This is a genomic window from Erythrobacter sp., from assembly GCF_024305245.1.
Lineage (GTDB): Bacteria > Pseudomonadota > Alphaproteobacteria > Sphingomonadales > Sphingomonadaceae > Erythrobacter.
In genome coordinates, this window is the sequence record NZ_JAMWYX010000007.1 from 145,048 (window position 1) to 160,107 (window position 15,060).

At 64.8% G+C, this 15,060-nt stretch carries 12 protein-coding genes and 1 riboswitch; all 12 genes read left to right on the forward strand.

The annotated features are described in order from the left end of the window. Positions 1 to 80 precede the first annotated feature (80 nt). The 12 genes from Q0L48_RS11420 (at position 81) to gcvPA (ending at position 15,059) form a co-directional block, all read left to right on the forward strand. Positions 81 to 1,568: a sodium/solute symporter gene (locus tag Q0L48_RS11420; RefSeq protein WP_296721070.1), complete on the forward strand. Its 1,488-nt coding sequence runs from the start codon at positions 81 to 83 to the stop codon at positions 1,566 to 1,568. Continuing rightward, positions 1,568 to 2,602 (forward strand): UDP-glucose--hexose-1-phosphate uridylyltransferase, encoded by a 1,035-nt coding sequence (locus Q0L48_RS11425; RefSeq protein ID WP_296721072.1) that lies wholly within the window; start codon positions 1,568 to 1,570, stop codon positions 2,600 to 2,602. The genes Q0L48_RS11420 and Q0L48_RS11425 overlap by 1 nt, the downstream gene beginning before the upstream one ends. Then, positions 2,599 to 3,762 carry a galactokinase gene (gene galK / locus Q0L48_RS11430; protein WP_296721074.1) on the forward strand — a complete coding sequence of 388 codons (1,164 nt, stop codon included), beginning with the start codon at positions 2,599 to 2,601 and terminating at the stop codon, positions 3,760 to 3,762. Before Q0L48_RS11425 ends, galK begins: the two co-directional genes overlap by 4 nt. A 112-nt stretch (positions 3,763 to 3,874) precedes the next feature. Beyond that, positions 3,875 to 4,858 (forward strand): metalloregulator ArsR/SmtB family transcription factor, encoded by a 984-nt coding sequence (locus Q0L48_RS11435; RefSeq protein WP_296721127.1) that lies wholly within the window; start codon positions 3,875 to 3,877, stop codon positions 4,856 to 4,858. Then, on the forward strand, positions 4,855 to 5,784 hold the full coding sequence (gene metF / locus Q0L48_RS11440; protein WP_296721076.1) for a methylenetetrahydrofolate reductase [NAD(P)H]: 930 nt from the start codon (positions 4,855 to 4,857) through the stop codon (positions 5,782 to 5,784). Before Q0L48_RS11435 ends, metF begins: the two co-directional genes overlap by 4 nt. Then, a complete protein-coding gene (locus tag Q0L48_RS11445) occupies positions 5,781 to 6,827 on the forward strand; it encodes a homocysteine S-methyltransferase family protein (protein ID WP_296721079.1) in 1,047 nt (348 codons plus the stop codon). The genes metF and Q0L48_RS11445 overlap by 4 nt, the downstream gene beginning before the upstream one ends. 117 nt (positions 6,828 to 6,944) lie before the next feature. Next, positions 6,945 to 9,575: a methionine synthase gene (gene metH, locus Q0L48_RS11450; protein ID WP_296721130.1), complete on the forward strand. Its 2,631-nt coding sequence runs from the start codon at positions 6,945 to 6,947 to the stop codon at positions 9,573 to 9,575. 23 nt (positions 9,576 to 9,598) lie between these two features. Beyond that, positions 9,599 to 10,816, forward strand: a complete 1,218-nt coding sequence (locus Q0L48_RS11455) for a serine hydrolase (RefSeq protein WP_296721082.1) — start codon at positions 9,599 to 9,601, stop codon at positions 10,814 to 10,816. Next, a complete protein-coding gene (locus Q0L48_RS11460) occupies positions 10,817 to 11,764 on the forward strand; it encodes a sulfite exporter TauE/SafE family protein (RefSeq protein WP_296721085.1) in 948 nt (315 codons plus the stop codon). Between the two features lie 78 nt (positions 11,765 to 11,842). Continuing rightward, positions 11,843 to 11,944: riboswitch (glycine riboswitch) on the forward strand. A 176-nt stretch (positions 11,945 to 12,120) separates the two neighbouring features. Beyond that, on the forward strand, positions 12,121 to 13,260 hold the full coding sequence (gene gcvT / locus Q0L48_RS11465; protein ID WP_296721088.1) for a glycine cleavage system aminomethyltransferase GcvT: 1,140 nt from the start codon (positions 12,121 to 12,123) through the stop codon (positions 13,258 to 13,260). 4 nt (positions 13,261 to 13,264) lie between these two features. After that, positions 13,265 to 13,636, forward strand: coding sequence for a glycine cleavage system protein GcvH (gene gcvH, locus Q0L48_RS11470; RefSeq protein ID WP_296721091.1), 372 nt, complete (start codon positions 13,265 to 13,267; stop codon positions 13,634 to 13,636). A 46-nt stretch (positions 13,637 to 13,682) separates the two neighbouring features. Continuing rightward, complete coding sequence (gene gcvPA, locus Q0L48_RS11475; protein ID WP_296721093.1) at positions 13,683 to 15,059, forward strand: aminomethyl-transferring glycine dehydrogenase subunit GcvPA; 1,377 nt, start codon at positions 13,683 to 13,685, stop codon at positions 15,057 to 15,059. The last annotated feature ends 1 nt before the right edge of the window (position 15,060 follow it).

Below are 15,060 nucleotides of genomic sequence, written 5' to 3' on the forward strand. Positions count from 1 at the left end.
GGTGATGAGCGCAGCATGCAGGCTTGCCCGGTATCCGGCAATCGGCTGTAACCGCACCAAACGTGAGGGGAAAGCGTCCAATGTTCGATACCATGCCGACCGCGAGCCTGATCCAGATCGCGGTATGCGTGGGTCTGACCGCATTGGTGGGTGTGGCGACATGGGCGACCATTCGCCGCAGCGCCCATGATGGTTCGCGCAAGGACGTGTATTTGGCGGGCGGCAAGCTGTCGTGGCTGTTCGTGGCGGGTTCGATCACGCTCACCAACCTTTCCACCGATCAGCTGGTGGGGATGAACGGCAACCAGATGCTGCTGCTCGCCTGGTGGGAGATTGCCGGGTTCTTCGGCCTGCTGATCCTCGCCTTCGTGTTCGTGCCGGTCTATTACCGCGAACAGTGCACCACGGTGACCGAGCTGCTGGAAAAGCGCTATGGCGGGCGCAGCATTCGCACGCTGATTTCGGCGCTGTTCCTGCTGGGCAATGTGCTGATCTATCTACCCGCCGCGCTCTATTCGGGCAGTCTGTTCATGCAGTCGCTATTCGGCGCCGGGGTGCCGCTGCTGGCCTTCGCCGCAGGGCTTGCGGTGATTTCGGCGGGCTACACGATCTTCGGCGGTTTGCGGGCGGTGGCGGTGATGGACACCTATTCGGGGGTCGGCATTCTCGGGCTGGCAATGCTGATCGTGGTGCTGGGGCTGGCGGCGGTGGACTGGGATATCATCAGCGGCGTCCCGGTAGAGCGGGTGACCATGTTCGGCGGGCCGGACAGCCCGATCCCGTGGCAGACGCTGTTCACGGGCATGATCTTTATCCAGATCTTCTACTGGTCGACCAACCAGAACCTTACGCAAAAGGCGATGGCCGCTCCCACCATCCGCGAGGCGCAGAAAGGCGTGATGGTGGCCGCTTTCATCCGCATCCTGATCGTGCCGCCGATCGTGGTGATCCCCGGCATCGTCGCTTTCAAGCTGTTCGGCGATGTCGGCGATGCGGCCTATGGCAGGCTGGTGGCCGAAATCCTGCCGCCGTGGCTTTCGGGCGCGTTTGCGGCGATGGTGGCGGCGGCGGTGATCACGACCTTCAGCGCGGTGCTGAATTCCTCGGTCGCGCTCTATGCCGTCGATTTCCACGAACAGTTCATCGGCGAGGTCAAGGATCACTGGAAGCTGTCCGCCGCGGTTTCGACGCTGCTGGCCGTGGTGGCGATCATGCTGGTGCCGATGTATCAATCCGCGACCAGCATCATCAACCTGCTGCAGCAGCTGAACGGGCTGCTGTCGATGCCGATCCTGTCGGCTTTCGTTGCGGGCCTCCTGTTCCGCGGCGTTGCGGCTCCGGCAGCGATTGCCGGGGTGGTGTGGGGCGTGGCGCTCTACGCGCTGTTCACGTTCCAGCTGCAGCCGGCCGGGATCATCACGCTGCATTATATCCACTTCATGGTGGTAACGCTGGTGACGAGCGTCATGGCGGCGCTGGCGGTCAACCGGTTCGTGCTGGGGGGACGCGCCGAGTTCGCGCCGGGTCAGGCGCTGGTCCGCCGGGGAGCTGGGGCGGAGGCGGTCTGATGCCAGTGGATTTTTCGAAGCCGCACCGCCGCTGGAACCCGCTTAACGGCGGCTGGGTGCAGGTTTCTCCGCACCGGCTGGACCGGCCATGGCAGGGCGAGGAAACCCAGCCCGCGCCGCCGGTCCCGGCCTACGATCCGCAATGCTACCTGTGCCCCGGCAACGCCCGGAAAGGCGGCGCAGTGAATCCCGAATATCAAGGCGTTCATGTTTTCGACAACGATTTTCCGGCGCTGATGGACGAAGGAAGCGCCGACAGCGACCACGACCCGCTATTTCGCGCTGAGACGACGCGGGGGCTGTCCCGCGTCATCTGCTTTTCGTCCGATCATTCAAAGACTTTGCCGGAACTCTCCAACCTTGCGATCCGCGAAGTCATCGACGTTTGGGTTGCCCAGACGCAGGAGCTTGGCGAGCGCTTCGGAAACGTGCAGATTTTCGAGAACAAGGGCGCGATGATGGGGTGTTCGAACCCGCACCCGCATGGACAGGTGTGGGCAACGGAGCACTGGGGGCTGGAGGTGGCGCGCGAAGACAGTCACCTGCGCCAATATCGCGAACAGCATGGGGGCTCGCTGCTGCTGGATACCGCCGAGCGCGAGCTTGAGCAGGGCGAACGGGTGGTCGAGGCAAACGCGGATTGGCTGGCAATCGTGCCGTTCTGGGCCGCATGGCCTTTCGAAACGCTGCTCCTGCCGCGTTTCGAGGTGCAGCGGATGCCGCAGCTCGGCGCCAGTCAGCGCGATAGCCTCGCCAGCATCCTGAAGGCGCTGACCACCCGCTACGACAATCTGTTCGAGACCAGCTTTCCCTATTCGATGGGCTGGCACGGCGCGCCTTTCGGGATGCCCGATATCGATCATTGGCAACTCCACGCCCATTTCTACCCGCCGCTGCTGCGCTCGGCTTCGGTGCGCAAGTTCATGGTCGGCTATGAAATGCTGGCCGAGCCGCAGCGCGATCTGACGCCCGAGCGCGCCGCCGAAATGCTGCGCACCGTCAGCGGGACAGTGCATTACAGGAGCCGCGCATGAACCGCCGCGAAAAGCTGATCGCCCGCGTCATCGCAGGTTACCGCGCCGCCTATGGTGCCGATCCCACGCAGCTGTTCGCCGCGCCCGGTCGGGTCAACCTGATCGGCGAGCATGTCGACTATAATGACGGCTTCGTCCTGCCCTGCGCCATCGACCGCGAAACCATTATTGCGCTGGGCGAGGGCGTGGGTGCGCAGTTCGAGGCGGTCGCTCTCGACATGGGTGAGGGCGCGCGTGACAGCTTCGCGCTCGATGTGCCGATCGCGCGTGACCGGAGCGATTGGCAGAACCACCTTCGCGGCGTCGTGCATTTCATTCAGGCTGGCGGGCACGGTGTGCGCCCGGCGCGGATCGCGGTGGCGGGGGATGTGCCGATTGGGGCGGGCCTCTCCTCGTCCGCGTCCCTTGGAGTGGCGGCGGCGCTCGCGGTGTCGGCGCATTCCGAGCTTGGTCTGATACCCGCGCAACTCGCCAGAATAGCGCAGGCGGCGGAGAACGAGTTTGTCGGCTGTGCCTGCGGGATCATGGACCAGATGGCATCGGCGGCGAGCGTTGCGGACGCGGCGTTGCTGCTCGATTGCCGGACGCTCGCAACCCGCGCGGTGCCGATCCATCCCGATCTCGCCATCACGGTGATCGATTCGGGCATCCGCCGGCAATTGACCGAGAGCGCGTTCAACCAGCGCCGCGCCGAATGCGAAGCGGCGGCTGCGCATTATGGTGTGGCGGCGCTGCGCGATTGCGATCCGGCACAGCTGGAGGCGGGGCGGGGCGGGCTCGATCCCGTGCTGTTCGCCCGCGCCCGGCATGTGGTTTCGGAAATCGGCAGAGTGGCGCCGTTCGCTGCCGCATTGTCCGGCGGTGACACGGCCACGATTGCCCGACTGCTGGGCGAAGGGCACCGTTCCTTGGCAGGAGATTTCGCTGTCTCGCTCCCCGCACTCGATCGGCTGGCGGGGCTGGTGCAGGCGGCGCTCGGCTCGGCGGGCGGGGTGCGCCTGACCGGAGCGGGCTTCGGCGGCTGTCTCGTCGCAGTGAGTCAGGCTGCCGCCCTCCCTTCGATCGGCGAGGCCGTTGCCCGCTACAACACCGATGCCGCGCAATCGGCCCTGATCGAAGGGTTCCGCCCGGCTGGCGGCGCGGCGCGGATCGCGCTTTAGCCGATCGACCACATCTGGGAGTCGAATGATACGAGTATCGGCCTCGCTTGACTGACAATCCTCGCATCCAGACGATTTACAGATATAAAAATATCTTTATATGTTCCTCATCATGGTGATCGAGGATATCTTCAAGGCACTGGCCGATCCGACCCGCCTGCGCATCGCGCGGTTGCTGTCGGCGATGGAACTGGCAGTGGGCGAACTGGCGCAGGTGCTGGGGCAAAGCCAGCCGCGTGTCTCGCGCCATGTCGGCATCCTGTGCGATGCCGGTCTTGCCGAGCGTCGGCGCGAAGGCAGCTGGGTGTTCCTGCGCCAGACCGAGCCGGGCGCTCCGGTGGTCGAGGCGGTGCAGCGCCTGCTCGCCATCGCCGAGATCGAAGAGCCCGACTTTGCGACCCTATGCGAGGCCGACCGCCGCAAGCTTGCCGCGATCCGGCAGTCGCGAGAAAGTGCGGCGGAACATTATTTCGCCCGTCACGCCGGCGAATGGGACGACCTGCGCGCGCTTCACAGCCCCGACGCGGAGGTCGAGCGCCGGCTGGCCGAGGCTTTGGCCGACGCGCCGCTGGGCCATGCGCTCGACATCGGCACCGGCACCGGGCGCATGGCGGAATTGTTTGCCGAGTCTGCCGAGCGGATCGTCGCGCTGGACAAGAACCTCGAAATGCTGCGCCTCGCCCGCGCCAAGCTGCAACACCTGCCGACCGCGCAGATCGAACTGGTGCAGGGCGATTTTTCCGATCTGCCGTTCGCCGATGCCGGGTTCGACACCGTGCTGCTGCATCAGGTGCTGCATTTCGCCCCCGATCCCGCCCCGGTGCTGGCCGAAGCCGCACGGGTGCTGCGGCCCGGCGGGCGCATCGCGATCGTCGATTTCGCCAGCCATGACCGCGAAGAATTGCGCGACCGCCACCAGCACGCGCGGCTGGGCTTTGCCGACCGGCAGATGGCCGATCTGCTGCGGGCGGCCGGATTCACCTCGCGCGAGCCGATGGCACTCAAGGGCGGGGAACTCGTCGTCAAGATCTGGATCGGCAAACGCCGCGCCTCCGCCTCCGCCCCAAGGATTGCCGCCATGGAACCCGTCCGATGACCCCTACTCTCGACCAGCTCCACGAATACCGCACCGCCACCGACACGCCGCTGTTTTCGGGCCTGCCCGGCGACGTCGCGGTCAGCTTCGAGTTCTTCCCGCCCAAATCGGAAAAGATGGAAGCGCAGCTGTGGGACGCGGTGACGCAGCTGAAACCGCTCGGCCCCAGCTTCGTTTCCGTCACCTACGGCGCGGGCGGATCGACGCGGGAACGCACCCATGCCACGGTCGCGCGGATAATCGCCGAAGCGGGGATGCCTGCCGCCGCGCACCTTACCTGCGTTGCCGCATCGAAGGCGGAAATTCGCGAAGTGGCCGAACAGTACTGGGAAGCGGGCGTGCGCCATATCGTCGCGCTGCGCGGCGATGCGGGCGAACCCGGCGCGCCGTTTACGCCCCACCCCGAAGGCTATGCCAGCGCGGCAGAACTGGTCGCCGGCCTGAAAGAGATCGCCGATTTCGACATTTCGGTTGCCGCCTATCCCGAAACCCATCCCGATGCCGATTGTCCGCAAACCGACATCGACAATCTCAAGCGCAAGCTGGATGCAGGCGCGAGCCGGGCGATCAGCCAGTTCTTCTTTTCCGCCGAAACCTTCTTCCGTTTTCGCGACCAGTGCGCGGCGGCGGGGATCGACGCGCCGATCCTGCCGGGCATCCTGCCGGTTACCAACGTCGCGCAGGCGCGGAAATTTGCAGGAGCCTGCGGCGCGGCAATCCCGGCGTGGATGGACGGATTGTTCGAAGGGCTGGATGAAAAGCCCGCTGCGCGCCAACTGGTCGCCGCCACGGTCGCCGCCGAACTGTGCCGCCGTCTGTATGCGGGCGGGGTGCGCGATCTGCACTTCTACACCCTCAACCGGCCTGAGCTGGCCTATGCGATCTGCCACATGCTCGGCAAACGACCTGTCGGAGATGCCGCATGAGCGCCCGCCAACACTTTCGCGATGCCGCTGCCAAGCGCGTGCTGATCTTCGACGGCGCGTTCGGAACGCAGATCCAGAACCGCAAACTGAGCGAAGCCGATTACGCGGGCGATCTGGGCCTGCCTGCCGATCAGAAGGGTAATAACGACATTCTGGCGCTCACCCGGCCCGATGTGATTGCCGATATCACCCGCGCCTATCTGGATGCGGGATCGGATGTGGTCAGCACCAACACCTTCTCGGCCAATCGCATCAGTCAGGCCGATTACGCTGCCGAAGGTCTGGTGGCGGATATCAATATAGCCAGCGGCAAGATCGCGCGCGAGCTCGCCGATGAATATGCCGCGAAGGATGGCCGCCCGCGCTTCGTCGCAGGCGCGATCGGGCCGACCAACAAGACGCTGTCACTCAGCCCCGATGTTGAAGACCCTGGCTATCGCGAGATCGACTTCGATGAACTGGTCGCGGTCTACAATGAACAGGCCGCTGCCCTTGTCCAAGGGGGCGTGGACTTCATCCTGATCGAGACCGTGTTCGACACGCTCAACGCCAAGGCCGGGATCATGGCGGTCAAGCAGCTGGAGCGCGATCTTGGTCACGAGGTGCCGGTGATGATTTCAATGACGCTCACCGACCTGTCGGGCCGCAACCTTTCGGGCCATACAGTTGAAGCCTTCTGGTACGCGGTGCGCCATGCCAAGCCGCTGACCATCGGGCTGAATTGCAGCTTCGGCGCCGAGCAGCTTCGCCCGCATGTGAAGGTGCTCTCGCAGATCGCCGATACGTTGCTGATGATCTACCCCAATGCCGGTCTGCCCAACGAACTGGGCGAATATGACGAAGCGCCCGAGACAACCGCGGGGCTGGTCGCCGACTGGGCCGATCACGGGCAGGTCAATATCCTCGGCGGGTGCTGCGGATCGACGCCGGAACACATCGCCGCGATTGCGCAGGCGGTGGCGAAGGCTGAGCCGCGTGCGGTGCCGCACCCCGAGCCTGCCATGCGGCTGGCGGGGCTGGAGCCGTTCACGGTGGCGGCCTGACACACAAAAGCCCGTTCGTGCTGAGCTTGTCGAAGCACTGTCCTTCTTCAAGTGCACGTCCCGAATGAAAGTGCAGCCCTTCGACAAGCTCAGGGCGAACGGAAATTGAGAACTGAGATCGTGAACCAACCCTCCTCCTCGCGCTTCATCAACATCGGTGAACGCACCAACGTCACCGGCTCGGCCGCGTTCAAGAAACTGATCATGGCGGGCGATTACCCGGCTGCGGTCGAAGTCGCGCGCCAGCAGGTCGAAAACGGCGCGCAGGTGATCGACGTCAACATGGACGAAGGGCTGCTCGATGCGGTCCACGCGATGACGACCTTCCTTAAACTGATCGCTGCCGAGCCGGACATTGCCCGCGTGCCGGTGATGATCGATTCCTCGAAGTTCCACGTGATCGAAGCGGGCCTGAAATGCGTCAGCGGCAAGCCGATCGTCAATTCGATCAGCATGAAGGAGGGCGAAGAACAGTTCCTCGAACAGGCGCGCATCTGCATGGATTACGGCGCTGCCGTTGTCGTCATGGCGTTCGACGAGGTCGGGCAGGCGGACACCAAGCAGCGCAAGATCGAAATCTGCAAGCGCGCCTATGATCTGCTGGTGGCCGAGGGATTTCCGGCAGAAGATATCATCTTCGACCCCAATATCTTCGCGGTGGCGACCGGAATCGAGGAGCATGACCGCTACGGCCTCGATTTCCTGGAGGCGGTTAAGGAAATCAAGGCGCAGTGCCCCCACGCCAAGACATCGGGCGGCCTCTCCAACCTCTCCTTCAGCTTCCGCGGCAATGAAGCCGTGCGCCGCGCGATGCACTCGGTGTTCCTGTATCACGCGATCCCGGCGGGCCTCGACATGGCGATCGTCAACGCAGGCCAACTGGACGTCTACGACCAGATCGACCCGACCTTGCGCGATGCCTGCGAGGACGTGATCCTCGCCCGCCGATCCGACGCCACCGAACGCCTGATCGACCTTGCCGAAAGCTACAAGGGCAAGAGCGTCGCCGATGAAAAGGCCGCCGAGGAATGGCGCGGCTGGCCGGTCGAACGCAGGCTCGAACACGCGCTGGTCAAGGGGATCGACGCCTATGTGGTCGCAGATACCGAAGAAGCCCGCGCCGCCCGCGCTGCCAATGGCGGCCGCCCGATCGAGGTGATCGAAGGCCCGCTGATGGACGGCATGAACGTGGTCGGCGACCTGTTCGGCAGCGGCAAGATGTTCCTGCCGCAGGTGGTCAAATCCGCACGGGTGATGAAGAAGGCGGTCGCACACCTGATCCCCTTCATCGAGGCGGAGAAAGACCTCCTTCCTGAAGAAGAGCGCAAGGCCAAGGGCAAGATCATCATGGCGACGGTGAAGGGCGATGTGCACGACATCGGCAAGAACATCGTCGGCGTCGTGCTCCAGTGCAACGGCTATGACGTGATCGACCTGGGCGTGATGGTGCCCTGGCCGAAGATTCTCGCCAGTGCGAATGACAACAAGGCCGACATGATCGGGCTGTCTGGCCTGATCACGCCCAGTCTCGACGAGATGGTCACCGTCGCTGAGGAGATGCAGCGCGCGGGCATGACCATGCCGCTGCTGATCGGCGGGGCGACCACGTCCAAGGTTCACACCGCTCTCAGGATCGATCCCGCCTACGAAGGTCCGGTGATCCACGTGCTTGACGCCAGCCGCGCTGTTGGGGTGGCATCGAAGCTGCTCTCCGACACCCAGCGCGATGAATATGTCGCGCAGATCGAGGACGAATATACCCACGTCCGCGATGCGCGCGCGGGCAAGTCGCAAAGCGTGCTGCTCAGCATCGACGATGCGCGGGCGAATTTCTACGACGCGTTCCTGTCGGACAAGCCTGCGCCGCCCGAACAGCCGGGGGTGCATGTGTTCCCCGACTGGTCATTGGAACACCTGCGCACCTTCATCGACTGGACGCCGTTCTTCCGTGCGTGGGAGTTGCACGGTAATTATCCCGCCATCCTCACGGATGAAGTGGTGGGCGAAACCGCGACGCAATTGTTCGCCGATGCCAATGCGATGCTCGACCAGATCATCGCCGAGAAATGGCTGACCGCGCGCGGCGTGGCGGGGCTGTGGCCCTGTGCGCGTGACGGGGATGACGTCACCATCCATCTCGCCGAGCAGGAAGAGCACGTACGCCTCCCCTTCTTGCGGCAACAGGTCAAGAAGTCGCGCGACCGGGCCAATATGTGCCTTGCCGATTTCATTGACCCCAACGGCGACTGGATCGGCGGCTTCGCGGTCGGCATCCACGGGATCGACCCGCATTCGGCGCGGTTCCAGGCGGACAAGGACGACTATTCCGACATTCTCCTGAAGGCGCTGGCAGATCGCTTTGCCGAGGCTTTTGCAGAGGCGCTGCACCAGCACGTGCGCACCACGCTTTGGGGTTATGCGCCCGGCGAGCAGCTGACCAGCGAGGCGCTGATCAAGGAACAATATCGCGGCATCCGCCCGGCACCGGGATATCCTGCGTGCCCCGACCACAGCCTGAAGCCGATCCTGTTCGATCTGCTCGATGCGCCGAAGAATGTCGGCCTTACCCTGACCGAAAGTTTCGCGATGTGGCCGACGGCAGCGGTATCGGGCTTCTATTTCGGGCACCCCGAAAGCCAGTATTTCGGGGTCGCCCGCGTGGGCCGCGACCAGCTGGAGGATTACGCAACGCGCCGCGGGGTCGATCTGGCGACGGCGGAACGCTGGCTCCGCCCGAATCTGGATTGATTGTAAGCGGTTTGGCGGCGATTATGCGCGCCATGCTTCGCCATCTACTCGCAGCCTTAGCGCTGATCGCACCGTGTGCAGCCGTCGCTGCGCCGCCGCCCGCGACGGTCGTCATCGCGTTCGACAGCGAATCCAGCCGTTCGCTGATCGTCGAGGGGCTGGCGAACAAGGAAACCGGGCGTCCGGTCGAAGCCAATGATCCGGTGCGGATCGCAAGTATCTCCAAGCTGATCATGGCGCTGACGGCGCTGCGACTGGTGGACGAAGGCAAGGTCGATCTGCACCGCGATGTTTCGGACTATCTCGGGTGGAAGCTGCGGTCACCCTTGCACCCCGATGCGCCGGTAACGCTTGCGCACCTGCTGTCGCACCGCGCGGGCCTTTCCGACAAGGCGGGCTACGTCATCCCGCTGGGAGAAAGCCTGGAAGCTAAACTCGCCGATCCGGCCGCGTGGCGTGACACCGGCCCGTCGGGCGAGCCGGCGTTTGAATATGCCAATCTCGGCTCGCCCCTCGTGGCGACCGCGCTCGAAGCGGCATCGGGCGAGCGTTACGATCGGTTGGTCGAGCGGCTGGTGTTTGCGCCGCTGGCGGTGAAGGCTTGCATCAACTGGATCGGCTGCGGTGCCGACATGCAGGCCCGCGCGGTGACGCTCTACCGCGACACGGGCGAAGTGGCGAAGGATGGACCAGCCGACCTTCCGCCGAACTGCACGATCCCGGTGGCAGAAGGGCAGGCCTGCGATCTGGAAAATTACGTCCCCGGCACCAATGCCTCTATCTTTTCGCCGCAGGGGGGCATCAGGATCGGAATGTTGGACCTCGCCAAGATCGGGCAGGCGTTCGATGAAGACCGTGCATTCTTCTCGGATCGTGCGAAACAAGGCTTCGACCTCGCGTGGAACACGAGTTTCCATCCCGGCCAGGAATTCTTCTGCATCTATGCCCTGCATCTTCAAATCATCGATTCGCCCCAAGCGCTGTGGGCGAACGCGGAGCAGCCCAAGCCTGCGACTTGCCGGGACGAGCTGTTCGGCGACGGCGAGGCAAGGGTGGGCCACTCTGGCGAAGCCTATGGCCTGCAATCGGGCCTGTGGTTCGACCTCGGCACCGGCCGGGGCTTTGCCTATTTCACGACCGAAGTCCCGCCACCCGCAGGCGGCGAGGATACCGGCGGTTTCACGGCCCGCGAAAAGGCGCTGATGGCGCGGGCGCAGGCTATGGTGGCGGACGCGGACTAAGTGACCACCAGCACCCAAGCCCCGTGCAGCCCTGCGCTGCCACCCGGACGGCTGGTTGCGATCGGCGGACTGGTGCTGCTCGCTGCCTATATCGTTATTTGGGCGCTGGTGCCCACCGAGCGCCAGCTGCTCGAGCAATTGTGGTTCCTCCCCGGCGTCGGCGTCGTCGGCGCGATCATCGCCAACACCTCCGGCACTGGCGGCGGGGTAGTGTTCATCCCCGTGTTCAACGCCTTGCGCGAACTGGGCGTGATGAGCCTTGCGCCGCTCGGCGTGGTGGGCGTGTCGATGGGCATCCAGAGTTTCGGCATGAGCATGGGGGCGCTGCGCTGGACCGACCGGCTCCTGCACCAGCCTGCGTCCGGCCCATTGGAAGCTCAAGTGCGGCTCGCAGACTTCGCTACGGTGGTGCTGGCGGTGCTGGCGCTGTCGCTGCCCGCGATGCTGGCGACCCAGCGGCTCACCGCTTTCGATCAGCAGGATGTACTTTATGCCTACAAGGCGTTCTCGATCCTGCTGGGCTGCGCGCTGATCGCCGCGACCTGGACGATCAACGCTGCCCGCCCCGAACGGGTGCGACTGGCGCGGATTGACCTGATCGTACTGCTGGCGCTGGCAATCCCCGGCGGCGTGCTGACCGCGCTGTTTTCGGTCGGAGTGGGCGAGTTGGTCGCGCTCTACCTGTTCATCCGCCACTATCCGGTGTTGCTGTGCACGGGTGCGGCCTGCGTAATCTCGGCGGTGAGCTGCATTTCCGGCACCGTCTGGCATATCGGCGCCGGCACCATCCAGTGGGAGGTAGTGCTGCTCGCCGGCCCGGCGGCGGCGCTCGGCGGCTTCCTCGCCCGCCCGATCGCGTTGTGGCTGGGGGCAAAGCGATTGAAGACGCTGGATGGCAGCTGGATCGTGCTGTCGGCCGTTTATTTGCTGTGGCTCAACGCGAAATAGCGGTGTGGCCCGATTGACGCGGTGCAGCATTTCGCGCAGTGCTGATGCGTCTTCCGCGCGCGAAGTGATTCTTGCGCGGGCAGGCGAGCGGGAGAGCCCGATGCCCCTTTGACGGGGGGCAAAGGCGCCGAAGGAGCAACCGCCCCGGAAACTCTCAGGCCAACGGACCGCTCGGCTGCATGACACTCTGGAAAGCGTCCCGGATGAATGTCCGGGGCCACCGAAGGGGAGGTGCTGCGCCACACTGGCGGTTGCACCGAAGCTCTCAGGTTCACCCGACAGAGGGGGCAGGATCGTGGCGGTGCTTGCAAAAGCGTCGTCGGACTGCCGACTTTCTGTTTTCGGGATGAATCCAAGTGACCGACCACGACAACGACGAAACGCTCGAAGACCTGCCGCTTGACGCGCTGCCGCTTGATGCCTGGCACCGCGCGCGGGGTGCGCGAATGGTGCCGTTCGCGGGCTATGAAATGCCGATTCAGTATGAGGGCATCGTCGCCGAGCACAACTGGACGCGTGAGAGTGCAGGGCTATTCGATGTGTCGCATATGGGGCAGCTGCTGCTGTCGGGGCCGGGGTTGGACGCGGCGGTCGAGGCGGTGCTGCCGATCGACCTGTCCACCCTGAAGCTTGGTCAACAACGCTACTCGCTGCTGCTGGACGATGATGGCGGCGTGCTGGACGACCTGATGGTCTCCCGCTGGCCCGATGCGTTGTATCTGGTGGTGAACGGCGCGACCAAGTGGGATGACATGGGTACGCTGCGTGAAGCGCTGCCCGATGACATCACGCTGAACTATCTCGATGATCGCGCGCTGCTGGCCTTGCAGGGCCCCAAGGCCGCCGAGGCGCTGGCGCGCCATGCGACCGGCGAATATCCGCTGTCAGCGCTTACCTTCATGCGGTTCGGGCGTTTCCGGATTGCAGGCCATGACGTCACCATCGCGCGGGCAGGCTACACCGGCGAGGACGGTTTCGAAATCTTGCTCCCTGCCGATGCCGCAGCCGAGATCGCCGATCTGCTGTGTGCCGAGCCGGAAGTGCAGCCGATCGGCTTGGGTGCGCGCGATTCGCTGCGGCTGGAGGCGGGTTTGCCGCTGTATGGCCATGACATGTCGCCCGAGGTCAGCCCCATCGAAGCGGGCCTGATCTTCGGCATCAACAAGCGCCGCCGCACGGAAGGCGGCTTCCCCGGCGCAGACCGCATCATCCGTGAGATCAATGAAGGCACGGCCCGCAAGTGGGTCGGCCTCAAGCTCGAAGGCCGCCTGCCCGCCCGCGAGGGGGCCGAGGTGTTCTCAGGCGCAGACCCGGTCGGAACGGTCACCAGCGGCGGCTTCTCGCCCACCTTGGGCGCGCCGATCGCGATGGCCTACGTCGCCGCCGCCCATGCCGCGCCCGGCACCGCACTCGACGTCGAAGTCCGCGGCAAACGCCTCGCCGCCACTGTCACCCCCACACCATTTGTCCCCCACCGCTATTACCGAGGGAGCTGAACCGATGACCCGTTATTTCACCGATGAACACGAATGGATCGACGTCGACGGCGATGTCGCGACAGTCGGCATCACCGACTACGCGCAGAGCCAGTTGGGCGACATCGTCTTCGTCGAACTGCCCGCCGTCGGCACAAGCGTCGAGAAGGGCAAGGATGCCGCCGTGGTCGAAAGCGTCAAGGCTGCGTCGGACGTTTACGCACCGATCACCGGCGAAGTGACCGAAGTGAACCCCGCGCTCGAAGAAGACCCCGCACTGGTCAATTCCGCGCCCGAGGGTGACGGCTGGTTCTTCAAGATGACCATCGGCGATAGCGGCCAGCTCGAAGGATTGATGGACGCCGCCGCATACAAGGACTTCGTCGCCTCGCTGTAAGGCGCAAGGCCACTTTCTTCCTCTCCAATCGTCAGGCCGATAACCCATGCGTTACCTTCCTCTCACCGATACAGACCGCGCGGCGATGCTCGAAACAATCGGCGCTGCAACGGTCGATGATCTGTTCGTCGACGTGCCCGAAGTCGCCCGGCTCGACGGGCCGATCCGCGACCTGCCGATGCACGCGAGCGAGATGGCGGTCGAACGCCACATGAAAAAGCTGGCGGCAAAGAACCTGGTGGCGGGCGAAGTGCCGTTCTTCCTCGGCGCAGGCGCATACCGGCACCACGTTCCGGCGAGCGTCGACACGATCATCCAGCGCGGCGAGTTCCTGACGGCCTACACGCCCTATCAGCCGGAAATCGCGCAGGGCACGCTGCAGATGCTGTTCGAGTTCCAGACGCAGGTCGCGCGGCTGTATGGCTGCGCGGTGGCCAATGCCTCGCTGTATGATGGCTCGACCGCGTGCTGGGAGGCGGTGGCGATGGCGACCCGCGTCACCCGCCGCAAGCGCGCAGTGCTGTCGGGCGCGCTGCACCCGCATTATGCCGAAGTGGTCAGGACCATGGCGAGTTTCACCGGCGACGAAATCGCCGATGCGCAGCCGGCCATCACCGCCGAGCCCGATCTCGATGGCCTGATGGCCCGGATCGATGACGAGACCGCCTGCGTGGTGGTGCAATATCCCGACATTCTCGGCCGGATCAGCGATCTGACCCCGGTGGCCGAAGCTGCCCACGCCAAGGGCGCGCTGCTGGTGGTGGTCAATACCGAACCCGTAGCGCTCGGCGCGATCCGTTCGCCGGGCGAGATGGGCGCGGATATCGTCGTGGGAGAAGGCCAGTCGCTGGGCGTCGGGCTGCAATTCGGCGGGCCGTATCTCGGCCTGTTCGCGGTGCGCGATCCCAAGCATGTGCGCCAGATGCCGGGCCGCCTGTGCGGCGAGACCACGGATGCGGAGGGGAAACGCGGCTTTGTGCTGACGCTGTCCACCCGCGAACAGCACATCCGCCGCGAGAAGGCGACGAGCAACATCTGCACCAATTCGGGCCTGTGCGCGCTGGCCTTTACCGTCCACATGACGCTGCTGGGCGAACGCGGCCTGCGCGAGTTGGCGGCGGAAAACCACCGGCTTGCCTGCCTTGCTGCCGACCGGCTGGCCAAGGTGCCCGGGGTAAAGGTGCTCAACACCGCCTTCTTCAACGAATTCACGCTGATCCTCGAAGGCAAGCCCGCGCGCGAGATCGTGCGCGATCTGGCGGATCGCGGCGTACTGGGCGGGGTATCGCTGGGCAGGCTCTACCCCGGCGTGGCCGCGCTCGAACACGCGTTGCTGGTCGCCGTGACCGAAACCGCGACCCAAGAGGATATCGAGGCGCTCGCCCGCGAACTTGAAGCCAGCATCAAGGAGTCCGTAGCATGAA